A 25,389-nucleotide genomic window follows, 5' to 3' on the forward strand; every position below is an offset into this window, starting at 1 on the left:
GTTCCCACAAAAAATATTTCATCTTTACAGCGCCGCACGTTTATCCAGCGCGGCGTTGCGCAATGCCGCGATCACACAGGGTTCCAGCCTTCCCTCCGCAATCAGAACGTCGCGGTGCAAGCCGTCAACGACATCGGTCAACTGGCGCTTGTCGGTCAGTTGTGCCTGATTGAATTCGCGTTCCACCACAATGGCGCCGTGACTGTTCTTCAAGGTCACCAGGCATTCGCCATGGGAACCGTTTGGAGACAACGAAACCTGATACGGGCTCAGAGCCTCACCGAGCAATAGACTGATACTTTCCATCTCGATCTCCACTCAATAGTCCGAAAACTGTGTGCCTGGGGCGTGTTCACAATAAATGACCACCGGCCCGAGAAGAAAGTTCTGCATACCGATCGCTCCGCTCCTGGAGTCACCGGTCTGTCAGAGCATGCACGGCGAAGATGACAGAAAAATAACCGTCCCCGTCAAACCTGGAGAGTTGGCGAAGCGGCGCTCAGGTAACTGTCGAGCAAACCGCGCATCAGCACCGCCGACACCGGGGTTTGCAGGCGCCCCAGCAGCCGCAGGCGGTGTTCACACAGCAAAGGCTCTAGATCGTTCAGCAGGCTTGGTGCGACCGTCCCCAGCAGGATCAACGCACGCGCCTCATGCCGTGTCGCCAGATGATGAATCAGCGCCAGGCCATCGCCACCCTTGAGTTGCGGATCGCAAATGGCGATGTCGACCGCGCCGCGATGACCCAGCGAAGACAGCGCAGAGGCCAGCGACGGCGCCGTCAGCACGTCATAGATGCCAATGGCATTGAGCATTTGATGCAATGCCATCAGCTGGAACGGATTGGGTTCAAGTATCAGGACTTTAAGCGAGCGCATAAGCGACCTCTGGAGGCGACAATCGCGGACTCTCACCGCAGTTGTTGTCACTCTAGGGCAGCCGTCCTAAGCCTCCCATCGGAAAAGTAGTCGCGTCTTATAGGACATTTCCCATCTTCATTGCAGACATCGACACCCGCTCTCTGTACGACGCAGGGTGATGTCCGTCCAGCCCCCCAAAAGTCCACGCAGTTTGCCGTCGGCGCTGTAGAACGGCACTGTCCACTGATAGACCTCGCGGGGACCACTCTTGAATTGCAATCGGCGCTTGCTGAAGCGCGACTTGCGGGTACGCAACTGCACCAGGAACTCGTCGTGCAGCATCAGCGCCGTAGCCTGCGGCAGCGCGTCAACCTCGATCAGCAACTTCCCCAGCACCTGATCCAGTCGAATCGACAAGGCCTCCTCATAGCTGCGATTGCACATGATCAGCCGCCCTTGCAGATCACGGACGAACACCGGGTCGGGCATGGAGTCGATCAACGCGTGCTGAAACGCCAGTTGATCGCCCAGATCCTTTTCCGCCGCGCGACGCAGTTTGATCACGGCCGTCAGTCGCCGATTCCATATCAGGAAAAGCAGGCCAAACACGCCGAGTCCGCCCATGCCCCAGCAACCCCATTCGAGCATCTGCTGCCAGACCGACGGCACGGGCACCGGTGCAACACCCTCAAGCCATTTCAGCCGGATCGCCCGTAACTCCGCCGCAGGAAAAGCCTCAAGGGCCTTGTTGAGAATACTCAAGAGCACTGGCATGCCTTTACGCACGGCCAGGTTATCCGCTTCCCATTTACCTTCGACCAGACCGCCCACCTTGAGCAACCCCAAAGGATACAGCTGAGCGCCGATTTCGTTCTCGATGGTGGCGTAAGCTTCACCGCTCTCGACCAGTGCTCGCGCCTCAGCGTAGGTCTTGACCGAGCGAATCTCGATCGACGGGAAGTCACGCCGGATCATGTCTTCCAGCGCATGCCGGGCCGGCAGCACCAACACCCGTTGACTCAATTGCTCAAAAGCCTCCAGCCGGGGCGCGTCAGCGCGGCCGACAAACACCCAGCCCGCACCACCAAATGCATGGCTGTAATCCAGAAACGCCTTGCGCTCCTCGCTCATGGCCAGGGTCGTACTGATATCCGCCGATCCGCTTTCCAGACGTTCGAGCATGTGATCGGTGGAAAACGACTCCTGATGCACAAAACGCAACCCGGTCATCGCCGTCACGCGCTTGAGTACATCATTATTCAAGCCGCTCCACTGCCCGTGCTCATCCTGGAACAGATACAACGGGTACTGCAACGACGTCACCTTCACCTCGGGGTTGTCTCGAATCCACTGACGCTCGTGCGCAGCCAGTTCGATGGGCTGGACCCTGGAAGTCGCGGCATCGTCATGCAGCGCCAGTTGCGCCGCCTCGCTGCTGCGCATCAAAGCCAGTAATCCGAACAAGAACAGCCCACTCAGTGCCGGTTTCAAACCTCTATAAAACAGCATTGCCACTTCCTTCGTGATCGACTCACCCGTCCTTCGTGGGTGAAAACCCGCACAGTGTGGCAGCAGAAACAAAAAAGCCCGTCAGGAGACGGGCTTCAAAATGTGACAGCTTTTACCGGCTTAAAGCGGCTTGCCGCGGTTGCCATGCTGGCTGACAAAGGCTTGCACGGCTTTCAGCTCGTTTGGCAAAACGGTGCAACGCTCGTTTCGCTCAAACAAATCAGAAAGATGTGCAGGTAGCTCGAGCGCTTTTCCTACACCGGCTTTCTCTACCGCATCCGGGAATTTCACCGGATGTGCGGTGCCGAGAATCACCATCGGGATATCGAGGCTACGACGGCATTCGCGCGCGGCCTTGACGCCGATCGCGGTATGCGGATCCAGCACTTCACCGGTCTGCTCGTAAACTTCGGCGATGGTTTCGCAGGTTTGCGCGTCGTCCACGGCCAGCGAGTCGAACAGCTTGCGGGCTTCGGTCCAGCGTTCTTGCTCGACGCTGAAACCACCACCCTGCTTGAACGTGTCCATCAGACCGGCGATGGCCGCGCCGTTGCGACCGTGCAGGTCGAACAGCAGGCGTTCGAAGTTCGACGAGACCATGATGTCCATCGACGGCGACAGCGTGGCGTGCAGGGTTTCCTTGACGTACTGATTGCCGCTCATGAAGCGGTGCAGGATGTCGTTGCGGTTGGTGGCGACGATCAACTGGTTGATCGGCAGGCCCATGTTGCGCGCCAGGTAACCGGCGAAGATGTCGCCAAAGTTGCCGGTCGGCACCGAGAACGACACCGAACGCGCCGGACCGCCCAACTGCAGGGCCGCGTGGAAGTAGTAGACGATCTGGGCCATGATCCGCGCCCAGTTGATCGAGTTCACCGCCACCAGACGCGTGCCTTTGAGGAAGCTCTGGTCGGCGAAGCTCGCCTTGACCATTTCCTGGCAGTCATCGAAGTTGCCTTCGATGGCGATGTTGTGGATGTTCTCGCCGAAAATCGTGGTCATCTGGCGACGCTGCACTTCGGACACACGGTTGTGCGGGTGCAGAATGAAGATGTCGACGTTTTCGCAGTGCTTGCAGCCTTCGATGGCCGCCGAGCCGGTGTCACCCGAGGTGGCGCCGACGATGACCACGCGCTCACCGCGTTTTTCCAGCACGTAGTCGAGCAGACGACCGAGCAGTTGCAGAGCGAAGTCCTTGAACGCCAAAGTCGGGCCGTGGAACAACTCCAGCACCCATTCGTTGCCGTTCAACTGACGCAGCGGCGCCACGGCGCTGTGCGAGAACACACCGTAGGTTTCTTCAAGGATCTTTTTGAAATCGGCATCCGGAATGCTGCCGGTAACGAACGGACGCATCACCCGGAAGGCCAGCTCGTGATACGGCAGGCCGGCCCACGAAGCGATTTCTTCCTGAGTGAAACGTGGCAGGTTTTCCGGAACGTACAGACCGCCGTCGGTGGCGAGACCGGCCAGCAGGACGTCTTCGAAATTCAGGGCCGGTGCCTGGCCGCGGGTACTGATGTAACGCATGACTGACTCCAATGGAGAGTGTTCACGACACCCGCCCCGTGCACGGGACGGGTGCAGGACAACGACTTAGTTCAGGTGCTCGACGCGGATCCGGACAACCGGACCATTCACGCCGGCCAGGGCTTCGAGGGCGGCGATCGCATCGTTGATACGTTGCTCGACCACGCGGTGGGTCAGCAGGATCATCGGCACCAGACCGTCTTGCTCTTCAACTTCCTTCTGCATGATCGACTCGATGTTGATGCCGCGCTCCGAGAGGATGCTCGCCACCTGAGCCAGTACACCCGGATGGTCCTTGGCCTGGATGCGCAGGTAGTAGGCGCTTTCGCAGGCTTCGATCGGCAGGATCGGATGGGCCGACAGCGAATCCGGCTGGAATGCCAGGTGCGGTACGCGGTTTTCCGGGTCGGAAGTCATGGCGCGAACCACGTCGATCAGGTCGGCAATTACCGACGAGGCGGTTGGCTCCATGCCGGCGCCAGCGCCGTAGAACAGCGTCGAACCAGCCGCATCACCGTTGACCATCACCGCGTTCATCACGCCGTTGACGTTGGCGATCAGGCGATCGGCCGGGATCAGCGTCGGGTGCACGCGCAACTCGATGCCGGCGGCAGTGCTGCGCGCCACGCCGAGGTGCTTGATGCGGTAGCCCAGCGCTTCGGCGTAGTTGACGTCGGCGGTGGTCAGCTTGGTGATGCCTTCGGTGTAAGCCTTGTCGAATTGCAGCGGAATGCCGAACGCGATGGAGGCCAGAATCGTCAGTTTGTGCGCGGCGTCGATGCCTTCAACGTCGAAGGTCGGATCGACTTCGGCGTAACCCAGTGCCTGGGCTTCGGCCAGCACGTCTTCGAAGGTACGGCCCTTCTCGCGCATTTCGGTGAGGATGAAGTTACCGGTGCCGTTGATGATCCCGGCCACCCAGTTGATGCGGTTGGCGGACAGGCCTTCACGGATCGCCTTGATCACCGGAATGCCACCGGCCACGGCCGCTTCGAATGCCACGATCACGCCTTTCTCGCGTGCCTTGGCGAAAATCTCATTACCGTGAACGGCAATCAGTGCCTTGTTCGCGGTGACCACATGCTTGCCATTCTCGATGGCCTTGAGTACCAGCTCGCGGGCAACGGTGTAGCCGCCCATCAGCTCTATGACGATGTCGATCTCAGGGTTCGTGGCCACTTCGAAGACATCGTTGGTAATCGCAATACCGGTCGTCTGGAACTGAGGCTTTGGCGTGCGCATGGCAATTTGTGCCACTTCGATTCCACGCCCGGCACGACGAGCAATTTCCTCGGCGTTGCGCTGAAGTACGTTGAAGGTACCGCCACCGACGGTCCCTAACCCACAGATGCCTACTTTGACCGGATTCACTGTGAACTCCCCATAAAACGGCCGACGCGGGGTCGGCCGGAAAACAACCGCGTGCTCGCGGCTCTCTATTGATGGCCCGGCGATGCAGCTGCCGGACCATGATCGTCACGGCTGACCGTGACGACGCGAATCACTTCGCGCCCAGCGCCAGTTTGGCGACTTGTGGCGCAGGCTGGTAGCCCGGAATCACTTGTCCGTCAGCCAAAACGATGGCCGGTGTGCCGTTCACGCCGATCGACTGACCTAGGGCGAACTGCTTGGAAACCGGGTTATCGCACTTGGCGGCCTTGATCTCCTTGCCATCGACCATTTTGTCCATGGCGGCTTTCTTGTCTTTCGAGCACCACACGGCTTGCAGTTGCTCGTCACCCGGCGAGTTCAGACCCTGGCGCGGGAACGCAACGTAACGCACTTCGATGCCGCGCTTGTTCAGCTCCGGCACTTCGGCGTGCAGCTTGTGGCAGTACGGGCAGGTGGTGTCGGTGAACACGGTGATGTGCGACTTGGTTTCGCCCACAGCCGGGTAGACCACGGTTTCGGCCACCGGGATGGCATTGATCAGTTTGGAGATGCCCAGGCGTTCGGTCTTCTCGGTCAGGTTGACCGGTTTGCCGTCCTTGAGCTGGAACAGGTAACCCTGCACGATGTACTGGCCATCGGCGCTGGCGTAGAGCACGCGGCTGCCCTTGAGCTTGACTTCGTACATGCCCGGCAACGGGCTGGCGCTGATGCTTTCTACCGGAACCTCGAGTTCGAGTTTTTCCAGGCTTTGACGAATGGCTTTGTCGGCCGCGTCATCGGCGACGGCAAAGGTGCTGACCAACGCAATGGCTGCGGCGGCGAAAATCTGGGTCAGACGCATGAGAACTCCTGAAGGCGGACAAATGGATCGATCAGAACGCCCGTGCCGGAACACCGGGTCATAACCGTCCATCGTGCAAACCGGCAAAGCCTAACACATAAGGTCACGGTGGCCGAATGCGCCTGTCGCCACACTTTCAGGACTGCGCAGATCCTTGTGGGAGCGAGCCTGCTCGCGAAAGCGGTGTGTCAGCTAAATGAACGCTGACTGACACTCCCTCTTCGCGAGCAGGCTCGCTCCCACAGGAATTTTTGTTCAGCCGCGCGGGTGGTGTTTGGCGTGCAGATCCTGCAATCGAGCGCGGGCGACATGGGTGTAGATCTGTGTAGTAGAGAGGTCGCTGTGGCCGAGCAACATCTGCACCACGCGCAAATCCGCGCCATGGTTGAGCAAGTGCGTGGCAAACGCATGGCGCAAGGTGTGCGGCGACAGCGACTTGCCGATCCCGGCAACCTTGGCCTGGTGCTTGATCCGGTGCCAGAAGGTCTGGCGGGTCATCTGCTCGCCACGCTGACTGGGAAACAGCACATCGCTGGGGCGGCCACCGAGCAATTCGCTACGACCATCACGCATATAGCGCTCGACCCAGACGATCGCCTCTTCGCCCATGGGCACCAGCCGTTCCTTGCTGCCCTTGCCCATCACCCGCAACACACCTTGACGCAGGTTGACCTGTTCCAGCGTCAGGCTGACCAGTTCTGTCACGCGCAAACCACAGGCATACAACACTTCGAGCATGGCGCGGTCTCGCTGACCAATGGCTTCGCTCAGGTCCGGCGCTTTAAGCAACGCCTCGACGTCGGCTTCCGACAGCGATTTGGGCAGAGGCCTACCGAGTTGCGGCATGTCGACGCGCAATGTCGGGTCGACGCTGATCATCTTTTCCCGCAGCAAATAGCGATAAAAGCCACGCACCCCGGAAAGAAATCTGGCAGTGGAGCGCGGTTTGTAGTTCTGCTCCAGACGCCAGGCCAAGTGATCAAGGATCAGCTCACGGCCGGCATTGATCAGTTCCAGGTTTTTCTCCTGCAACCAGCCATTGAACAGCGCTAGGTCACTGCGATAAGCGCCACGGGTGTTATCGGACAGGCCTTTCTCCAGCCATAAAGCGTCGAGGAATTGATCAATCAGTGGATGGTCGATGGCAGGCATGGGCGCTCAAGTCACACAGCCTCAAGACTGTGCGCAAATGTAGAGTGAACTGTAGGAATGGGCGCTAGTCTTTCATAGCCCGCTAATTCAAGGAACAGGGAGCATCAATGAACGAGCAGCAAATTCTCTTGGCATTTGGCGGGATCGGCGCGGCCGCGCTGGGTTGCCAATGGCTGGCCTGGCGCCTGAAGTTGCCGGCGATTCTGTTTCTGTTGCTGACGGGGATTCTGGTCGGCCCGGTGCTGGGCTGGCTTGATCCACAGGAGATGTTCGGGCCGCTGCTGATGCCGCTGGTGTCGCTGGCGGTCGCGCTGATTCTGTTTGAGGGCAGCTTGACCCTGCACCTGTCGGAGTGGAAGGAGATCGGCAGCGTCGTTCATCGTCTGGTGACCATTGGCGCGATCTCGACCTGGATCGTCATCGCGGTCGCCACGCATTTTCTGCTCGGCTTCGACTGGATGCTGGGCATCCTGTTCGGCAGCCTGACACTGGTCACCGGCCCGACCGTCATCGTGCCGATGCTGCGCGTGGTGCGGCCGAAAGCCTCGATCGCCAACATTTTGCGCTGGGAGGGCATCGTTATCGACCCGATCGGCGCCCTCCTCGCCGTGGTGGTTTACAGCTTCATCATTGCCAGCGCCGAAGGGCACGGCCTCAAGCAGAGTCTGTTCACCTTTGGCGGGGTGATTCTCTGCGGCGCGGTGTTCGGCATTGTCGGTGGCTGGCTGCTCGGCACCGTGATCCGCCGGCAATGGCTGCCGGAGTATCTGCATAACCTCGCCTCGCTGGCGGCGGTGCTGGGGATTTTCATTGCCGCCAACGAAGTGATGCATGAATCCGGCCTGCTGGCGGTAACGCTGATGGGCATGTGGCTGGCGAACATGAAAGGTGTGGATGTACGGCACATCCTGCACTTCAAGGAAAACCTCAGTGTGCTGCTGATTTCCGGGCTGTTCATCCTGTTGGCGGCGCGCCTGGATTTGTACGCGCTGATCGGACTGGGGCCGCTGGTGCTGATTCTGCTGTTGGTGATTCAACTGATCGCTCGACCGCTGAACGTGCTGCTCAGCACGGCCGGTTCCAGCCTGAGTTGGCGTGAGCGCGCGTTGCTGTGCTGGATTGCGCCGCGCGGGATCGTTGCAGCGGCGGTGTCGGCGATTTTCGCGATTCGCCTGCATGAGGCCGGGCACGAGGGAGCATTGCTGCTGGTGCCGCTGACGTTTGCGGTGATCATCGGCACTGTGGTCCTGCAAAGTGCGACTGCGCGGCCACTGGCCCGACTGCTCAAGGTCGCGGAGCCGGCGCCGAGTGGCTTCCTGATCGTCGGTGCCAACGGCCCGGCGCGGGAGCTGGGCAAGTCGCTGCAGCAACTCGGCAGTCGCGTGCTGCTGACCGATTCGAGCTGGGAAAATATTCGTGCGGCGCGCATGGAAGGATTACCGACTTACTTCGGCAATCCGGCCTCGCAACATGCCGATGCGCATCTGGATCTGGTCGGACTGGGGCATTTGCTGGCGCTGTCGCCGTCGGGTGAACTCAATACCCTGGCGGCGATGCGCTTTCGGCATGATTTCGGCCATCAGCGCCTGTTCGGTCTGGCCAGCGGCCATGAAAGCCGCCGCAGTGACAAGCACCGCGCCAGCCTTGAACATCGTGGCAATCAGTTGGGCAGCGAGGCGTTTACTTACGCGAAACTCGCCAGCCAGATGGGCCAGGGTGCGGAGTTATACAGCACGACGCTGACGGATGGTTTTGGCTGGGAGGATTACCGCGCGCTGCATGGTAATCGTGCGACCTTGCTGTTTATGCGCGATGACAGCGGGTGGGTGCATGTGGTGACGCCGGAGACTGCTTTGAAACCAGGATCCGGGTGGACGCTGCTGGCGTTGATTCAGCCTGAGGCCAGCGGCGCCTGAGCTGACGCCTTCGCGAGCAAACTCGCTCCCACAGGGTTCGTGTCGAACATAAAAACTGTGAACGACACACTTCCTGTGGGAGCGAGCTTGCTCGCGAAAGGCTCGACTCTAATCTGGATCAGGCAGCAAACCCGGGCAGCACCGGCACCGGCCGCTTGTCATCATCAATAGCAACAAAACTGAACTGCCCATGAATCGCCTTCTCGCGGCCATCACAGCTCATGCTCTCGACAAACACTTCCACCTCGACCTTGAGGCTGGTATTGCCGACCTTGATCACCTTCCCGACCAGCTCGACGATGGAACCGGCCGGGATCGCGTGGTTGAAGTCGATACGGTCAGTCGACACGGTCACCAGCGGCAAGCGGCAGAAACGCGTGGCGGTGATGAACGACACTTCGTCCATCCATGCCAGCGCTGTGCCGCCGAACAGGGTGTTGTGGTGGTTGGTGGTCGGCGGGAAGACGGCTTTGGTTACGCGAGTTACCGAGAGTTCGGTACGGCGCTGGATTTCCTGGTCGCGGGGAGTCATGGTTCTGGCCTGAAACGAAAATACGTTGAATAAATTGCAGGCAACAAAAAAGCAGCCCGTAGGCTGCTTTTTTCTGCATCGGAAGCTGGGCTTAAGCCAGTTTTTCCTTGATGCGAGCTGCTTTACCCGACAGGTCGCGCAGGTAGTACAGCTTGGCTTTACGTACGTCACCGCGACGTTTAACAGCCATGCTGTCGATCTGCGGGGAGTAGGTCTGGAAAGTACGTTCTACACCAACACCGTTGGAGATTTTACGAACGGTGAACGCACTGTTCACGCCGCGGTTACGCTTGGCGATTACAACGCCTTCGAACGCTTGCAGACGGGAACGATCGCCTTCCTTCACTTTCACCTGAACGACAATAGTGTCGCCTGGGGCGAAGGTAGGGATTTCTTTGGTCATCTGCTCTGCTTCGAGTGCAAGGATGATTTTGTTGGTCATGCTGTGCTCCTAAGGTAAATCGTTCGATCTACCATCGATACGTTGTTAACTATCGTCCCGCTCGCGGATGTATTCCTCGAGCAGCTTCTTCTCTTCTCCAGAAAGCGAGCGGCTTTCCAGAAGATCGGCGCGTCGTTCAAAGGTCCTACCAAGGGACTGCTGTAAACGCCAACGCCGGATATGCGCGTGATTGCCACTCAGCAACACGTCGGGAACACGCTGATCCGCATACACCTCAGGTCGGGTGTAGTGCGGGCAATCCAGCAGACCATCCGTAAAGGAATCTTCCTCAGCGGAATCCGCATGCCCTAAAGCTCCAGGCAGCAGTCGTGTAACCGCATCGATCAGGACCATGGCCGGCAGCTCGCCGCCAGACAGTACATAGTCGCCAATCGACCACTCTTCATCGACATGAGCCTCAATAAAGCGCTCGTCAATGCCTTCATAGCGGCCGGCAATCAGGATCAATGCATCCGATTGTGCCAGCTCGCGTACCGCCGACTGAGTCAGTTGACGGCCTTGGGGGGACAGGTAAATCACCTTCGCCGCCTCCCCGGCTGCTGCCTTGGCCTGAACCAGAGCATCTTCCAGGGGTTTGATCTTCATCACCATGCCCGGACCACCGCCAAACGGGCGATCGTCCACAGTGTGATGCCGATCCGTCGTGTAATCTCGCGGATTCCAACAGGTCAGCTGCAAGAGCCCCTGTTTGACCGCACGACTGGTGATGCCGTAGTCGCCGATGGCGGAAAACATCTCGGGAAACAAACTGATCACTTCTACGCGCAAATTAGCCACGTTTAGAAGTCCGCGTCCCAATCCACCTTCATCTCGCCCGCGGCCAGGTCGACAGCCAACACGCATTGCTCCGTATAGGGCAACAGGCGTTCGCGATCATCCAGGCTGCCAGCGCAAGGCTTGACGACCATTACATCATTGGCGCCGGTTTCCAGAAGATGATCGATTTTCCCGAGCAATTGCCCAAGGGTGTCGATGACCTTCAGACCTTCCAGCTGGTACCAGTAGTACTCGCCTTCGGTCAATTCAGCGAACAGATTGCGCGGCACGCAGATCTCATAACCGGCCAGAAGACGAGCTTCTTCACGATCATCAAGACCCTTGAGCTTTGCGACCAGAAACTTGTCGTTCCCGCGTCCACTGACCAGCTCGACCTGTTTCACATTGCCTTCGCGCTTGAGCGTCCAGGTTTTGTACTGCAACAGGTTTTCAGTCGGATCAGTAAAGGAATAAACCTTCACTTCGCCGCGAACGCCATGAACAGAATAAATTTTGCCAATAACGATCAAATCATCGGCAACAGCAGGCGTCGCGTTCATATTGCTCAGGCCGCAGCCTTGGCAGATTCCTTCAACAACTGAGCAACGCGCTCAGAAGGTTGTGCACCAACGCTCAGCCAGTAGGCTACGCGCTCTTGGTTCACGGACAGACGGGTTTCCTGACCACGTGCAACAGGGTTGAAGAAACCAACCTGTTCTTTGTGGGAGCCGTCACGCGGGTTACGCGAGTCGGTTACGGTCAGGTGGTAAAACGGGCGCTTTTTGGAGCCGCCAAGGGCAAGACGGATTGTTAGCATGTGAACATCGTTCCTGTAGTCGGTGCTGCAAATCTAAATGCACAGCGGGCATGGGTGCCCGAAAGGCCGCATATTCTAAGGAATATCCGGATTTTTGCAAATGACTTTTTCCGGCGCCTATGGCATGCCGTGCAGATCTGCATATAGAGCCGTCGATGAAAACGGCCAGTCAGCTCCCGCCGAGTGCGGGTTTGCTGTTGATCCCGCATCCTTGCGGGGCCTGCGCCAGTGCGACGACCGGCGAGATTCCAGTATCCCGTTTCACCCATTTCACTCACTTTTGGCGAGTGAAATGGGTGAGACGGGACACCTTACATTTTTGGCATGCCGCCGCCGGGCAACATTCCGCCCATGCCGCGCATCATTTTCGCCATACCGCCCTTGGCGGAGAATTTCTTCATCATCTTCTGCATCTGCTTGTGCTGCTTGATCAAGCGACCGATGTCCTGCACCTGGGTGCCGGAACCCATGGCGATCCGACGCTTGCGCGAACCGCTGATCAGCTCAGGGTCGCGGCGCTCGGCCGGGGTCATGGAGTTGATGATGGCTTCCATCTGCTTGAACTGCTTCTCTGCGGCGTTCTGGGCATTGCCCATTTGCGACAGGTTGACGCCGCCGATGCTCGGCAGTTTGTCCATGAGCCCGCCGAGGCCGCCCATGTTCTTCATTTGTTGCAGCTGATCGCGGAAGTCTTCTAGGTCGAAGCCCTTGCCCTTCTTCAGCTTCTTGGCCAGTTTGTCGGCCTTGTCCTTGTCGAGCGTCGCTTCAGCCTGTTCGATCAGGCTGAGCACGTCGCCCATGCCGAGAATCCGCGAGGCGATACGCTCGGGGTGGAACGGATCGAGCGCTTCGCTCTTCTCGCCCATACCGATGAACTTGATCGGCTTGCCGGTGATGGCGCGCACAGAGAGGGCGGCACCGCCACGGGCGTCGCCGTCGACCTTGGTCAGGATCACACCGGTCAGCGGCAGTGCATCACCGAAGGCCTTGGCCGTGTTGGCCGCATCCTGACCGGTCATGGCGTCAACCACGAACAGGGTTTCGACCGGGTTGATCGCGGCGTGCAACGCCTTGATCTCGCCCATCATCTCTTCGTCGATGTGCAGACGACCGGCGGTATCGACGATGACCACGTCGATGAATTTCAGTTTTGCTTCTTTAATAGCTGCGGTGGCGATGTCGACCGGCTTCTGGCTCAGGTCGGACGGGAAGAACGTCACGCCGATGTCGCTGGCCAGGGTTTCCAGCTGCTTGATCGCCGCAGGACGGTAGACGTCCGCCGACACGACCATGACCGACTTCTTCTTGCGCTCTTTAAGGAAGCGCGCCAGTTTGCCAGCGGTGGTGGTTTTACCCGCACCTTGCAAACCGGCCATCAGAATCACGGCGGGCGGCACAGCGCTCAGATTCAAATCTTCGTTGGCCGCACCCATCAGGCTTTCGAGTTCGGCCTGGACGATCTTCACGAACGCCTGGCCCGGCGTCAGGCTGCGCGACACCTCGGTGCCGACAGCGCGCTCCTTGACCGAATTGACGAAGTCCTTGACCACCGGCAGGGCGACGTCGGCTTCGAGCAACGCCATGCGCACTTCACGCAGGGTGTCTTTGATGTTGTCCTCGGTCAGCTTCGCCTTGCCGGTGACATGGCGCAGCGTCTGCGAGAGACGGTCGGTTAAGTTTTCAAACATTGCGCGATCCTTTCAGGCCCTGTGTAGACCGGGATAATGGCGGCCCAGACCGGAATCAACATGTGCTCGGCGAGCCTGCGGCGTGGGCAGGTCGCGGATTATAGCGAAGACTGCGGCTGGCGGACACCTCGCTGTCAGCTTCCTGAGTCTTTCGTGCCATGGCGGTTCTATGCCAAACTCAGCCCCTTTCGGGCCTGCCTAACAGGATTTATGCTCCCCTTGTCACCCAGTTTATTGACCACTCTCGCCGCCGCCCTTCTATATGCCGCTGCGACCCTTTATCAGAGCACTCGTCTGGCCACTGGTGCCAAGGCGAACAAACGCCTGCTGGTTAGCCTCGGCGCTCTCGCCGTGGTGGCCCACGCTGCCAGCCTGCTCACGCATCTACTGACCCCGATCGGTCTGGGCCTGGACTTCTTCAGCGCCTCGAGCCTGATTGCCGCGGCAGTGATCGCGCTGACACTGATTGCCTGCTCGCGAATCCCGGTGGAAAACCTGCTGGTGCTGCTATTTCCGCTGGGCGCGATCACGGTGCTGCTAGCGCAGTTCGCGCCGACCGGCACGGTGCAGATCATCGACGAAGAGCCGGGCATCCTCGCGCACATTCTGTTGTCGATCCTCGCCTACGGCATGTTTACCATCGCGGTGTTCCAGGCCTTGCTGCTGCTGGTGCAAGACCACCAACTCAAGCACAAGCACCCGTCCGGGTTGATCAAGAATTTCCCGCCGCTGCAAACCATGGAAAGCCTGCTGTTCGGCTTCCTCTGGGCCGGCTGGACACTGCTGTCGCTGTCGCTGATTTCCGGCTGGCTGTTCGTCGAGAACCTGTTCGCCCAGCATCTGGTGCACAAGACCCTGCTGGCCTGCCTGGCCTGGATCGTCTTCAGCGTGTTGTTGTGGGGCCGCAATCGTCTCGGCTGGCGCGGTCACAAGGCGATTCGCTGGACCCTCGCCGGTTTCTGCCTGCTGATGTTGGCGTATTTCGGCAGCAAACTGGTTCGTGAATACATCCTGCACATCTGACGGGCGGCATAAATGGACGGTTTGCCCCTAGGGCCGATGCTCGCGGTATTTGTCCTGCTGATTTTATGGTCGGGGCTGTTTACCGCCGTCGAAATCGCGCAGCAGCACCTGCTCGCGCAACGCAACGCCTCGCGCGCCAGCGATAAGCCGCTGGCGAAGCTGAGCTTCCCGCTCGACAGCCTTATTCTCTGCAACACCCTGTGCCGCGCTCTCGCGGTCGTCATCGCGACACTGCTGGCGATTTTCCTCTGCGAAGAAAACGGCCCATGGGCTGCGTGCCTCGGTGCCGGGGCAATCCTGCTGGTGTTCGCCGATTACTTCCCACGTACCGTCGCTCAGCGTTACCCCGATGCGGTGCTGGCGTTCGGCAATACCTTGCTGGCGGTGCCGCTGAAGATTGTTTATCCGTTTGCCTGGCTGTTCAGCCGTATCAGCGGTTTGCTGATGAGTCCGTTTGCGCGCAAGGTTCAGGTCGTGCAGCAAAGCGAAGATGACTCTCCCGTCGATCGCTACGACGATCCAGAGCATCCAGTGCGCGCGCACCCGGTCTCAGGCATTCATGCGCTGGACAATATTACGGTCAACGACATTCTGGTGCCGCGCAGTGACGTCGACGGCATCAACCTCGATGACTCGATCGAAGAAATCATCGAACAACTGCGGCATAACAAGCGCACACGCCTGCCGGTGTTCCATAGCGACATCAATCAGGTTGAAGCGGTGCTCAACACCCGGCAGATCCGGCACCTGCTGAACAACGGCGATCTGTCGCGCGAAGCACTGCTGGCCGCCAGTTACGAACCGTACTTCGTGCCGGAAAGCACGCCGCTGCAACTGCAACTGCTGAACTTCCACAAGCAGCAGCGGCGCCTCGGCATGGTCGTGGATGAGTACGGCGAAGTGCTCGGCATCGTCACGCTGGAAGACATTCTCGAAGAAATCGTCGGCGAGTTTGAAAGTGAGCACAGTCTGGATAATCCGCATATTCATCCACAGGGCGATGGCCGCATGGTCATTGACGGTGCCGCGTCGATCCGCGAGTTGAACAAGTGCCTGGGTTGGCATTTGCCGAGCGATGGGCCGAAAACGCTGAATGGGCTGGTGACTGAAGCATTGGAGACGATTCCGGAAAGTGCCGTTTGCTTGAAGATCGGGCGTTATCGGCTGGAGATTCTTGAGACTGAAGAGAACCGGGTTAGCAAAGTGCTGATTTGGCATACCTCTTCTGTGCCTGCTTTGGTGCCTGCCCGATAAAAATCAAAAGATCGGGCCGCGTTCGGACGATCTTTTGCTCTTGTTTGATTGTTAGCCTCCTTCCTATAATCGAAACGCTTATCCAAGCCCCCGCCAAACCTTGTGCTTACCCCGCACCCAACAGGTTTCGGCCATTTCTGTTGTACTCCGGCGACTGTTCCTACCTGAAACAGCGACCGCGCCTCATCCCACATCCCTGGGTGCTCGACCATAATAATTCGCTCCAATGGAGCTCATGACTGTCAGGGATCACCGCATGACGACCAGTACCGCTTACAGCGCCACCGCGCCTGCCCAGCCGACCAACTCCGCCACCCGCGTGGCCACGGCAAGTTTTATCGGCACGGCCATCGAGTTCTACGACTTCTATGTTTACGCCACCGCCGCCGCTTTGGTGATCGGGCCGGTGTTCTTTCCACAGACCTCTGGCACCGCGCAGATGCTGTCGGCGTTCCTGACCTTCGGCATTGCCTTCCTCGCTCGACCGCTGGGTTCGGCGCTGTTCGGCCACTTCGGTGACCGTATCGGGCGCAAGTCGACGCTGGTGGCCTCGCTGCTGTTGATGGGCGTGTGTACGACGCTGATTGGCGTACTGCCGGGCTACGCCACCATCGGCGCATGGGCGCCGATTCTGCTGTGCGTGCTGCGTTTCGGCCAAGGGTTGGGATTGGGTGGCGAATGGGGCGGTGCCGCCCTGCTCGCCACGGAAAACGCGCCGAAGGGCAAACGTGCGTGGTTCGGCATGTTCCCGCAGCTCGGGCCTTCGATTGGTTTTCTCGCAGCAAACGGGCTGTTCCTGACCCTGGCCATGACTCTCACTGACGAGCAGTTCCGCAGTTGGGGCTGGCGGATTCCGTTTCTGCTCAGCGCAGCGCTGGTGATGGTCGGTCTGTATGTGCGATTGAAACTGCATGAAACACCGGTGTTCGCCAACGCCATCGCTCGCCAGGAGCGGGTGAAAATACCGCTGGTCGAGCTGTTCAGTCAGTACTGGGCGCCGACATTGCTGGGCGCGGCGGCGATGGTGGTCTGTTATGCGCTGTTCTATATCTCGACGGTGTTCTCCCTGAGTTACGGGGTTTCCACACTTGGCTATAGCCGCGAAACCTTCCTCGGGCTGCTGTGTTTTGCCGTGCTGTTCATGGCTGCCGCGACACCTTTGTCAGCCTGGGCCAGCGACCGTTACGGGCGCAAACCGGTGCTGATCATCGGTGGCGTGCTGGCGATTCTTTCCGGGTTCCTGATGGAGCCGTTGCTGACTCAGGGTTCGACCTGGGGCGTGGCGCTGTTTCTGTGCATCGAGCTGTTCTTGATGGGCGTGACGTTTGCACCGATGGGCGCGCTGTTGCCTGAACTGTTCCCGACCCACGTGCGTTATACCGGTGCTTCGGCGGCGTATAACCTGGGCGGCATTGTCGGGGCCTCGGCCGCGCCGTTCTTTGCACAGAAGCTGGTGGCGATGGGGGGATTGGGTTATGTCGGCGGGTATGTGTCGGGGGCGGCGGTGCTGAGTTTGATTGCGGTGCTGTGCCTGAAGGAAACGCGTGGCAACGATCTGAATCAGGTTGCCTGACAGAAGATCAAAAGCTTCGCGAGCAGGCTCGCTCCCACAGGTTTTTGGGGTTGGTCACAGATTCTGTGTTCACCCAATCCCATGTGGGAGCGAGCCTGCTCGCGAATGTCGCGACTCGGTTTAGAGCTCGACCACAACAGCCTGAGCAGCGCGGGTCGCCTTGGCACGAGCGGCTTCGATCGACTCATCTCGCGCCAGCGCCACGCCCATGCGGCGCTGGCCATTCACTTCCGGCTTGCCGAACAGTCGCAGCGCCGTGTCCGGCTCGCTCAACGCAGCGCCGAGGTTGGCGAAAGCGGTCTGAGTCGACTGCCCTTCCACCAGAATCACCGCCGAAGCCGATGGCCCGAACTGACGGATCAGCGGTACCGGCAGGCCCAGAATTGCGCGAGCGTGCAGGGCGAACTGCGACAGATCCTGCGAAATCAGCGTTACCAGACCGGTGTCATGCGGGCGCGGCGAAACTTCGCTGAACCACACCTGATCACCCTTGATGAACAGCTCAACGCCGAACAGACCGCGACCACCCAGCGCTTCAGTTACCGCTTTGGCAACGCGCTCGGATTCAGCCAGGGCAACCGGGCTCATGGCTTGCGGCTGCCAGGATTCCTGATAGTCACCCTTCTCCTGACGGTGACCGACCGGCGCGCAGAACGTAGTGCCGCCGATGTGGCGCACGGTCAGCAGGGTGATCTCGTAATCGAAATCGATGAAACCTTCGATGATCACCCGGCCTTTGCCGGCGCGACCGCCCTCTTGCGCGTAATCCCATGCCTTCTGCACGTCATCAGCGCTACGCAGCAGGCTCTGGCCTTTGCCCGACGAACTCATGACTGGTTTGACGACGCATGGGAAGCCCAGGTCCTGAACGGCTTTGCTGTAGTCCTCGAAGGTGTCGGCAAAGTGGTACGGCGAGGTCGGCAGATCCAGCTCTTCAGCAGCCAGACGACGGATGCCTTCGCGGTTCATGGTCAGTTGCGCAGCGCGCGCGGTCGGGATCACGGTGAAGCCTTCGGCTTCCAGTTCGACCAGCGTGGCGGTGGCGATCGCTTCGATTTCCGGCACGATGAAGTGCGGTTTCTCGGCTTCGATCACGGCACGCAGGGCAGCGCCGTCGAGCATATTGATCACGTGACTGCGATGGGCAACCTGCATGGCTGGCGCATTGGCGTAGCGATCGACGGCAATCACTTCAACGCCCAGGCGTTGCAGCTCGATCACCACTTCCTTGCCCAACTCACCACAGCCACACAGCAATACGCGGGTCGCGGTTGGCGACAATGGAGTTCCGATACGGGTCATCTCAGGTCCTCAAAGAAGCGGATCATCGAGGAAAGCAACGCCAGACGCGCTTTCCATGGGGAGAAAGCGCGGCATTTTACATGAACCTGAGGCTTTGGCTTCAGCCGGCGACGGCCTGTTTACGCTCGCGCCAGGCCATGATCAGCCAGACGGCAGTGACGCCGGCGAATTTCGAAGCCAGAGCGGTGATGATCACCGGCGGCGTCAACAGGTCGATCATGCCGAAGAAGATGAAGGTATCGAGCGGAATACTCAGCGCCGAACTGATCCACAAGCGGTCGCGCAGCGGCCGTTTGGTGATGCTGAACACCAGCCAGTCGATGCACTCGGAGACCGCGAACGCCGTGGCACTGGCCAATGCGATCGACGGATCGGAGGTGACATAAGACAGCACCAGCGCCGCCAGCATCGCCACGATCGCGCCGTGGCCGAAACGGGTTTGCACCATATCGCGCAGCACGAAGACCAAGCCGCCCCAGGCCGACCAGATGATGTCCAGGTGTGGCGCGGTGGAGAAGGCGAAGTTGATCAGCACAACGCTGCTGATGTAGGCGATGAGGAAAATCATGGAGGTGACCTGTCAGATTGGCGCACAGATTACTGGACCGGCAGATCAAGAGCTACCCCCTCACCCCAGCCCTCTCCCCCGAGGGGGCGAGGGGGAAAGGGAGCAGATCTTCGTTGAATCGACTCCCGAGTTCGACTCGATAACGCAGTTCGGTGCAGCTCGAACAATCCCGTTCCTTCAGGCGAGGGGAAAGGGAGCAGATCGGGGGCTTTTCAAACCTGAGCTCGACTCAATCGTTCAGGTCGGCGTATAGCGAAAGACACCTCGGTCAGTCCCCTCTCCCCCTGGGAGAGGGTTAGGGTGAGGGCACCCTCAAGCCGATCACGATTTCGAAGGGATCATCCACACCAACCCACTCGCCTTCGCCCGCTCATGACACAACCCCAGCACCACGCGGCGCTCGTCGTTGGTCATACGGCCCCAGCGGGTGATCTCCGCGACCGTACGCTGGCAGCCAGTACAAATGTCATCCTCATCCAGCGCACAAATATTCACGCACGGCGAGGCGACCGGTCTTTCGGCTGTGTTCATTCTTCCTGCTCAACCAGATCGCGGGCATAGCGCTGCGAGTTATGCACATAGTGGGCGGCGCTGGCTTCGAGCATCTTCTTCTGCGGCTCGGTCAGCTCGCGCACGACTTTGCCCGGCGAGCCCATCACCAGCGAACCATCCGGAATTTCTTTGCCTTCACCAATCAGCGAGTTGGCGCCAATGATGCAGTTTTTGCCGATCTTCGCGCCGTTGAGAATCACCGCGTTGATGCCGATCAGGCTGTAATCGCCAACCGTGCAGCCGTGGAGCATGGCGTTGTGGCCGATGGTCACGCCGGTACCGATGGTCAGCGGAAAGCCCATGTCGGTGTGCATCACCGTGCCGTCCTGGACGTTGCTGTTCTTGCCGATCAGGATCAGTTCGTTGTCGCCGCGCAGCACGGCGTTGAACCAGACGTTGGCGCCCTCTTCGAGTTTGACCTTGCCCACCAGTACGGCATTGGGGGCGACCCAGCTCTGTGGGTGGGTCTCGACACGGGCGTCGCCCAAGCGGTATTTCATCTTGTTTTCCTCAGGGCTCACGGTGAATGGCCATTCTGCCGATGGCTCAGGTATTGATGCGTTCAAGTATCAAGAAAGCTTTTTGGCGGTTGGTGCAGGCTGATCTTGGCGTCATAGAGCAGATTGATCAACTCGACGATCATGATCGCCGTCAGCCCCCAGATCTTGTACTCGCCAAAGCGGTAGCTCGGCACGTACCAGCTGCGACCCTGATAGTCGATGCGGTGCGTGTGTTCACGGGGGTCTTTGCGGAAGAATTCCAGCGGCACAGTGAACACTGCGGCAATCTCGGCATCGTTGGCCAGATACTCGACAAAATCAGGGATGACGCCGACATAAGGCGTGACCTTGATGCCGTGCAGGGAGATCAGCGGACTCAGCGGGCCGATGATTTCAACCAGGCCGGGTGGCAGGCCGATCTCTTCTTCGGCTTCGCGTAGCGCGGTGAAGATCAGGTCGGGGTCTTCCGGGTCGCGACGACCACCGGGGAACGCGACTTCGCCGCCGTGGGTCGAGAGCCCGCTAGCGCGCAGGGTCAGCACCAGTTCCGGCTCGTCACTGCGGGTGATCGGCACCAGAACGGCGGCCTCGGGGAAACGGGTGTCGGTCTCCAGCGTGCGCGGTGTGTGGTTGCTAACCCTATGCAGTAGCTCGTCCAGCATGAGTGTTCTCGATCTGTGCCTTACTCTGCATCATGCACCAATCGTTGCAAGCGCCCAAGCCCCCGAAACCCGCCGTGTCGCGAAACGACAACTTGCCGACCGGCACCGCTGCACGCCAAGATAGGCGCAGCATTCAGGAAGCCCAGCATGAAATTTTGCAGCCACTGCGGTAACCCGGTCACCCAGCGCATTCCCGAAGGCGATTCGCGGCTGCGATTTGTCTGTGACAGCTGTCAGACCATTCACTATCAAAACCCCAATATCGTCGCCGGTTGCGTGCCGACCTGGGGCACGAAAGTGTTGCTCTGCCGCCGCGCCATCGAGCCGCGTCTCGGCTACTGGACCTTGCCCGCCGGCTTCATGGAGAACGGCGAGACCATCGAGCAGGCCGCCGTACGCGAAACCGCCGAAGAAGCCTGCGCCCGGGTGCGCAACCTGAGTATCTACACGCTGATCGACGTACCGCACATCAGTCAGGTGCATGTGTTCTTCCGCGCCGAACTGGTCGACCTGGACTTTGCCGCCGGCCCCGAGAGCCTCGAAGTACAACTATTCGACGAAGCCGACATTCCCTGGGACGAGCTGGCTTTCCGCACGGTGGGGCGTACCTTAGAATGCTTCTTCGCTGATCGGCGTATCGAGGCGTATCCGGTTCGGTCTGAATCGATTCCTCCGTTGGCGCAGCCGGTCATTATTTAATCAAGACATTGGCATGATGGCCGACAAAAAGATCGCAGCCTTCGGCAGCTCCTACATGTACACATACATATAAAATGTTGGTTATCTGCGTCACTCCCTGGGGAATCGTTTCAATGCGCTGGTTGCTTGCCCTGTTTTGCCTGTCGTTCGTTACCGTCTCCCAAGCGTCATTCGTGACCACCGTGACGCCGTCGAATACACCTCTTATCGAAAAAGTTCTGGTGCTTAAATCCGCGCATCAACTGCAGTTGATCGCCGACGGCAAGCCGTTGAAGACCTATCGCATTTCCTTGGGCAAAGGCGCGAAGAAAGGCCCGAAGCTGATAGAGGGCGACAAGCGCACGCCAGAAGGTTTCTATTGGATCGACTGGCGCAAGACCAGCGACAAATTCAATCTGTCGATGCACATTTCCTACCCGAACATCAGCGATTCGGCCCGCGCCCGGCGTGAAGGCGTCGAGCCCGGCGGGATGATCATGATCCACGGCACGCCGGATTCGGAAGAGACCCCGGAAGACCTGTTCCACACCCTCGACTGGACTGACGGCTGCGTCGCCATGCGCAACGTTGATATGCGCGAAGTATGGAACATGGTACCGGACGGCACGATGGTCGAAATTCGCCCTTAAACCCTGACCACTGGTCACCTGCAAAAAAATAAATCAAAAGATCGCAGCCTGCGACAGCGCCTACAGAGGTGATACCACTCTCAACTGTAGGCGCTGTCGCAGGCTGCGATCTTTTGCTTTTTATAGGCCAACACTAATACCACTTGAAACCACACCCCCTAAAACCCGCCATTCCATTGGGCCAAAGCCTATTTTCGCGCGTTGACATGGTATTCAAGTGGTATTAATTTCCGCCCCACAAGCGAGCCACAACAATCCTATACTCGCGACGGAAATGCCCTACATGAACGACCTCCATACCCTACGCCCGGACGACTCCCAGCCGACGCCGCTGTACCTGCAGCTAGCGCGCAATCTGGAAGCAGCGATTCATGCCGGGCAGTGGAAGTCCGAACAGGCGATGCCTTCGGAGCGCAACCTCAGCGAGCAACTGGGCATATCCCGGGTGACGGCACGCAAGGCGCTGGAAGTTCTGCTTGATCAAGGCCTGATTCGTCGCCTGCAAGGTTCCGGCACCTTCATCACCCCTCGCCTCGAACAACCGCTGTCGCGCCTTTCGGGTTTCAGCGAGATGCTGCGCCTCAAGGGTTTCGTACCCAGTTCGCAATGGCTGGAACGCGAAATCACCCTGCCGACCCACGAAGAACTGATCCGCCTCAGCCTGTCGCCCAACGACAAGGTCGCGCGCATGAAGCGTCTGCGCAAAGCCGATGACACGGTGATGGCCATCGAAATGAGCACCCTGCCCGCCTCGATCATGCCCAAGCCGCAACTGGTCGGCGATTCGCTCTACGAATACCTTGACGGCATCGGCAAGCCGATCGTCCGCGCCCTGCAGCACATCCAGGCGATCAACGCCTCTGACGAGTTCGCCGCGCTGGTCGGCATTGCCCCCGGCACCGCGATGTTGCTGATGACCCGGGTCGGCTACCTCGAAGACAACACCCCGATCGAAGTCACCGACACCTATTGCCGCAACGACTACTACGACTTTGTTGCAGAGCTTCGTAGATAAAGAGCTGCGTCGATAAGCGCAGTCACAAGCGAGAACCAAAATGTCCGAAGACAACATCCTTACCGCCAGCGGCTGGATTCGCGGCCGGCTGGTCCACGAACACGGCAAAGTCGTGTCGATCGAAGGCGTGCCCTGCGATCCGGCCGACAATGACCTGCCGTATCTGCTGCCGGGTTTCATCGATCTGCACGTCCACGGCGGCGGTGGCAAAGACATCATGGAAGGCGCCAGCGCCTTCGAGACGATCACCAGAACCCACGTGCGTTTCGGCACCACCTCGCTGCTGGCCACCACCATGACCGCGCCGAGCGCCGAGATCTCCAGCGTCTTGAAAGAAGTCGGAGAGTTCTGCGAACAGCGTCCGCAAGGTGCCGCGCGAGTCCTCGGCGTACACCTCGAAGGCCCGTACATCAATCCGGGAAAACTCGGCGCGCAACCGAACTTCGCCCACACCGCGTTAATGGCCGAAGTCGAAGAATATCTGGCACTGGCGCCGATCCGGGTGATCACCATCGCCCCGGAAATCGCCGGCCACGACGGTTTGATCCGTGAACTGAGCAGCCGTGGCGTGCGCATGCAGATCGGCCACACCCTCGGCAGTTACGAGGAAGGCGTTGCCGCAATGGCGGCCGGTGCGACCAGTTTCACCCACCTCTACAACGCCATGAGCCCGCTGCATCACCGCGAGCCGGGCATCGTCGGCGCCGCGCTGGCCCACGCCAAATTCGCCGAGCTGATTCCCGACTTGCTGCACGTGCATCCCGGCGCTATTCGCGTGGCTCTGCGCTCAATCCCGTGCCTGTATTGCGTGACCGATTCGACCGCTGCCGCCGGCATGCCTGACGGTGAATACAAGCTCGGCAGCCACACCGTGACCAAATGCCTGGGCGGCGTACGCCTGCCCGACGGCACCTTGGCCGGCAGCACCCTGACCATGGATCAGGCCCTGCGCAACCTGGTGAAGATCGGTTTGCCGCTCGCCGAGGCCTCGCAGCGCCTGTCGCAATTTCCCGCCGACTACCTCGGCATAAACGAACGCGGGCGCCTGCAACCAGGGGCCTGGGCCGACTGCGTGCGGCTGGATCGCTCACTCACACTGACCGCCGTCATGGTCGAAGGAGAAGACATTGACTTCAAAAATGCTTGAGGAGGCGCTGTCCTCGTTCGAGGCCGTGCAAGCCCAACTGCAACAGCTCGACCCGCAAATGATCGAAATTGCCGGGCGCTTGCGCCGTCAGCCACCGCAAGTGGCAATGACTGTGGCGCGCGGCAGCTCCGACCACGCGGCGAGCTACTTCGCCTACCTGACCATGCAGCAACTTGGCGTGCCGGTGGCGTCGTTGCCGATGTCGGTGGTGACCATGCAGCAGGCGCCATTGAAGGTCAGCGGTCAGGTCGCGTTCGCCTTTTCCCAGTCGGGGCAGAGCCCGGACCTGGTCAACAGCCTGCGCCTGTTGCGCAAGCGTGGCGCGCTCAGTGTGTCGATGGTCAACGCCGCCGATTCGCCACTGGAAGCCGCGTGTGAATTCAGCGTGCCACTGCTCGCCGGGACTGAAAGCAGCGTCGCCGCGACCAAAAGTTTTATCGCCACCCTCAGCGCCAGCGCCCGTTTGATCGCGCACTGGAAAGAGGACAGCGAATTGCTCGAAGCCGGCAACGCCCTGCCTGAAGGCCTGCGCGAAGCGGCGAAACAGGACTGGAGCGTGGCCATCGAAGCACTGCGCGATTGCCAGCGTTTGATGGTCATCGGTCGCGGTGCCGGTTTTGCCATCGCCCAAGAGGCGGCGCTGAAATTCAAGGAAACCTCGGCGATTCAGGCCGAAGCCTTCAGCAGCGCCGAAGTGCGTCACGGCCCGATGGCACTGATCGACGAACACTATCCGTTGCTGGTTTTCGCCCCACGCGGTGCCGAGCAGGCTGGCCTGTTGAGCCTCGCGGCGGAAATGCGCCAACGCGGCGCCCGCGTGTTGCTGGCCGCACCGGATGACGTGACCGAGCGCGACCTGACCCTGACCCGCGCCGAACACCCGGCCCTTGATCCGATTCTGGCGATCCAGAGTTTCTACGTGATGGCCGCCGGTCTGGCGGTGGCCCGTGGCATGGACCCGGATCAGCCGCGCCACCTGAGCAAAGTGACCCGCACGCATTAATTGAAG

At 59.7% G+C, this 25,389-nt stretch carries 27 protein-coding genes; 9 read left to right on the forward strand and 18 right to left on the reverse strand.

Annotated features, from left to right (window positions below):
* Positions 1-24: 24 nt before the first annotated feature.
* From BMY54_RS21250 to xerD, 7 genes are all read right to left on the reverse strand, one after another.
* Positions 25-306 carry a DUF3509 domain-containing protein gene (locus BMY54_RS21250; protein ID WP_093436783.1) on the reverse strand — a complete coding sequence of 94 codons (282 nt, stop codon included), beginning with the start codon at positions 304-306 and terminating at the stop codon, positions 25-27.
* Positions 307-470: 164 nt separating this feature from the next.
* A complete protein-coding gene (locus BMY54_RS21255) occupies positions 471-878 on the reverse strand; it encodes a response regulator (protein ID WP_093436788.1) in 408 nt (135 codons plus the stop codon).
* A 117-nt stretch (positions 879-995) separates the two neighbouring features.
* Positions 996-2,369, reverse strand: coding sequence for a transporter substrate-binding domain-containing protein (locus tag BMY54_RS21260; protein WP_093436791.1), 1,374 nt, complete (start codon positions 2,367-2,369; stop codon positions 996-998).
* Between the two features lie 120 nt (positions 2,370-2,489).
* Positions 2,490-3,899: a threonine synthase gene (gene thrC, locus BMY54_RS21265; RefSeq protein WP_093436796.1), complete on the reverse strand. Its 1,410-nt coding sequence runs from the start codon at positions 3,897-3,899 to the stop codon at positions 2,490-2,492.
* A gap of 66 nt (positions 3,900-3,965) precedes the next feature.
* Positions 3,966-5,270: a homoserine dehydrogenase gene (locus BMY54_RS21270; RefSeq protein ID WP_093436800.1), complete on the reverse strand. Its 1,305-nt coding sequence runs from the start codon at positions 5,268-5,270 to the stop codon at positions 3,966-3,968.
* Positions 5,271-5,400: 130 nt separating this feature from the next.
* Positions 5,401-6,132: a bifunctional protein-disulfide isomerase/oxidoreductase DsbC gene (gene dsbC, locus BMY54_RS21275; protein ID WP_007908974.1), complete on the reverse strand. Its 732-nt coding sequence runs from the start codon at positions 6,130-6,132 to the stop codon at positions 5,401-5,403.
* 255 nt (positions 6,133-6,387) lie between these two features.
* On the reverse strand, positions 6,388-7,284 hold the full coding sequence (gene xerD / locus BMY54_RS21280) for a site-specific tyrosine recombinase XerD (RefSeq protein WP_093436805.1): 897 nt from the start codon (positions 7,282-7,284) through the stop codon (positions 6,388-6,390).
* A 107-nt stretch (positions 7,285-7,391) separates the two neighbouring features.
* On the opposite strand from xerD, the gene BMY54_RS21285 reads away from it, so the two are divergent.
* Positions 7,392-9,200 (forward strand): cation:proton antiporter, encoded by a 1,809-nt coding sequence (locus BMY54_RS21285; protein WP_093436811.1) that lies wholly within the window; start codon positions 7,392-7,394, stop codon positions 9,198-9,200.
* Between the two features lie 118 nt (positions 9,201-9,318).
* On the opposite strand, the gene BMY54_RS21290 is transcribed toward BMY54_RS21285, so the two are convergent.
* From BMY54_RS21290 to ffh, 6 genes are all read right to left on the reverse strand, one after another.
* Entirely contained in the window at positions 9,319-9,732 is a 414-nt protein-coding gene (locus BMY54_RS21290) for an acyl-CoA thioesterase (RefSeq protein WP_093436815.1), read from the reverse strand.
* A gap of 91 nt (positions 9,733-9,823) precedes the next feature.
* A complete protein-coding gene (gene rplS / locus BMY54_RS21295; protein WP_003175895.1) occupies positions 9,824-10,174 on the reverse strand; it encodes a 50S ribosomal protein L19 in 351 nt (116 codons plus the stop codon).
* Positions 10,175-10,219: 45 nt separating this feature from the next.
* Positions 10,220-10,972, reverse strand: a complete 753-nt coding sequence (gene trmD, locus BMY54_RS21300; RefSeq protein ID WP_008081628.1) for a tRNA (guanosine(37)-N1)-methyltransferase TrmD — start codon at positions 10,970-10,972, stop codon at positions 10,220-10,222.
* A 2-nt stretch (positions 10,973-10,974) separates the two neighbouring features.
* The gene (rimM, locus tag BMY54_RS21305; RefSeq protein ID WP_093436819.1) at positions 10,975-11,511 is read right to left on the reverse strand and encodes a ribosome maturation factor RimM; all 537 of its coding nucleotides are present in this window, start codon (positions 11,509-11,511) and stop codon (positions 10,975-10,977) included.
* A 5-nt stretch (positions 11,512-11,516) separates the two neighbouring features.
* Complete coding sequence (gene rpsP, locus BMY54_RS21310; protein WP_016986371.1) at positions 11,517-11,768, reverse strand: 30S ribosomal protein S16; 252 nt, start codon at positions 11,766-11,768, stop codon at positions 11,517-11,519.
* A 311-nt stretch (positions 11,769-12,079) separates the two neighbouring features.
* Entirely contained in the window at positions 12,080-13,456 is a 1,377-nt protein-coding gene (ffh, locus tag BMY54_RS21315; protein WP_093436823.1) for a signal recognition particle protein, read from the reverse strand.
* A 210-nt stretch (positions 13,457-13,666) separates the two neighbouring features.
* Between ffh and BMY54_RS21320 the strand changes: the two genes are divergently transcribed.
* The 3 genes from BMY54_RS21320 to BMY54_RS21335 all read left to right on the forward strand — a co-directional run bounded on the left by BMY54_RS21320 (position 13,667) and on the right by BMY54_RS21335 (position 17,306).
* Positions 13,667-14,479, forward strand: a complete 813-nt coding sequence (locus tag BMY54_RS21320; protein WP_034154823.1) for a cytochrome C assembly family protein — start codon at positions 13,667-13,669, stop codon at positions 14,477-14,479.
* A gap of 12 nt (positions 14,480-14,491) precedes the next feature.
* Positions 14,492-15,733 (forward strand): transporter associated domain-containing protein, encoded by a 1,242-nt coding sequence (locus BMY54_RS21325; protein ID WP_093436827.1) that lies wholly within the window; start codon positions 14,492-14,494, stop codon positions 15,731-15,733.
* A 256-nt stretch (positions 15,734-15,989) separates the two neighbouring features.
* A complete protein-coding gene (locus BMY54_RS21335) occupies positions 15,990-17,306 on the forward strand; it encodes an MFS transporter (RefSeq protein ID WP_093436835.1) in 1,317 nt (438 codons plus the stop codon).
* Positions 17,307-17,426: 120 nt separating this feature from the next.
* Here BMY54_RS21335 and purT read toward each other — a convergent pair whose 3' ends face one another.
* From purT to BMY54_RS21365, 5 genes are all read right to left on the reverse strand, one after another.
* The gene (gene purT, locus BMY54_RS21340; RefSeq protein ID WP_093436840.1) at positions 17,427-18,608 is read right to left on the reverse strand and encodes a formate-dependent phosphoribosylglycinamide formyltransferase; all 1,182 of its coding nucleotides are present in this window, start codon (positions 18,606-18,608) and stop codon (positions 17,427-17,429) included.
* A gap of 100 nt (positions 18,609-18,708) precedes the next feature.
* Positions 18,709-19,176, reverse strand: coding sequence for a VUT family protein (locus BMY54_RS21345; RefSeq protein WP_016986366.1), 468 nt, complete (start codon positions 19,174-19,176; stop codon positions 18,709-18,711).
* 321 nt (positions 19,177-19,497) lie between these two features.
* Positions 19,498-19,707: a DUF1289 domain-containing protein gene (locus BMY54_RS21355; protein ID WP_093436849.1), complete on the reverse strand. Its 210-nt coding sequence runs from the start codon at positions 19,705-19,707 to the stop codon at positions 19,498-19,500.
* A complete protein-coding gene (locus BMY54_RS21360) occupies positions 19,704-20,228 on the reverse strand; it encodes a gamma carbonic anhydrase family protein (protein WP_034154816.1) in 525 nt (174 codons plus the stop codon). Before BMY54_RS21360 ends, BMY54_RS21355 begins: the two co-directional genes overlap by 4 nt.
* Positions 20,229-20,290: 62 nt before the next feature.
* Positions 20,291-20,890: a CoA pyrophosphatase gene (locus tag BMY54_RS21365; protein ID WP_093436852.1), complete on the reverse strand. Its 600-nt coding sequence runs from the start codon at positions 20,888-20,890 to the stop codon at positions 20,291-20,293.
* Between the two features lie 147 nt (positions 20,891-21,037).
* On the opposite strand from BMY54_RS21365, the gene BMY54_RS21370 reads away from it, so the two are divergent.
* From BMY54_RS21370 to BMY54_RS21390, 5 genes are all read left to right on the forward strand, one after another.
* Complete coding sequence (locus BMY54_RS21370) at positions 21,038-21,589, forward strand: NUDIX hydrolase (RefSeq protein WP_007909002.1); 552 nt, start codon at positions 21,038-21,040, stop codon at positions 21,587-21,589.
* A 113-nt stretch (positions 21,590-21,702) separates the two neighbouring features.
* Entirely contained in the window at positions 21,703-22,218 is a 516-nt protein-coding gene (locus BMY54_RS21375) for a L,D-transpeptidase family protein (protein WP_093436857.1), read from the forward strand.
* A 283-nt stretch (positions 22,219-22,501) separates the two neighbouring features.
* Positions 22,502-23,233, forward strand: a complete 732-nt coding sequence (locus BMY54_RS21380; RefSeq protein WP_093436861.1) for a GntR family transcriptional regulator — start codon at positions 22,502-22,504, stop codon at positions 23,231-23,233.
* A 40-nt stretch (positions 23,234-23,273) separates the two neighbouring features.
* A complete protein-coding gene (nagA, locus tag BMY54_RS21385; protein ID WP_093436865.1) occupies positions 23,274-24,380 on the forward strand; it encodes an N-acetylglucosamine-6-phosphate deacetylase in 1,107 nt (368 codons plus the stop codon).
* Positions 24,361-25,383, forward strand: coding sequence for an SIS domain-containing protein (locus BMY54_RS21390; protein WP_093436869.1), 1,023 nt, complete (start codon positions 24,361-24,363; stop codon positions 25,381-25,383). The genes nagA and BMY54_RS21390 overlap by 20 nt, the downstream gene beginning before the upstream one ends.
* Positions 25,384-25,389 lie beyond the last annotated feature (6 nt).

Origin of the sequence: Pseudomonas sp. ok266 (assembly GCF_900110195.1) — a bacterium.
GTDB lineage: Bacteria > Pseudomonadota > Gammaproteobacteria > Pseudomonadales > Pseudomonadaceae > Aquipseudomonas > Aquipseudomonas neuropathica.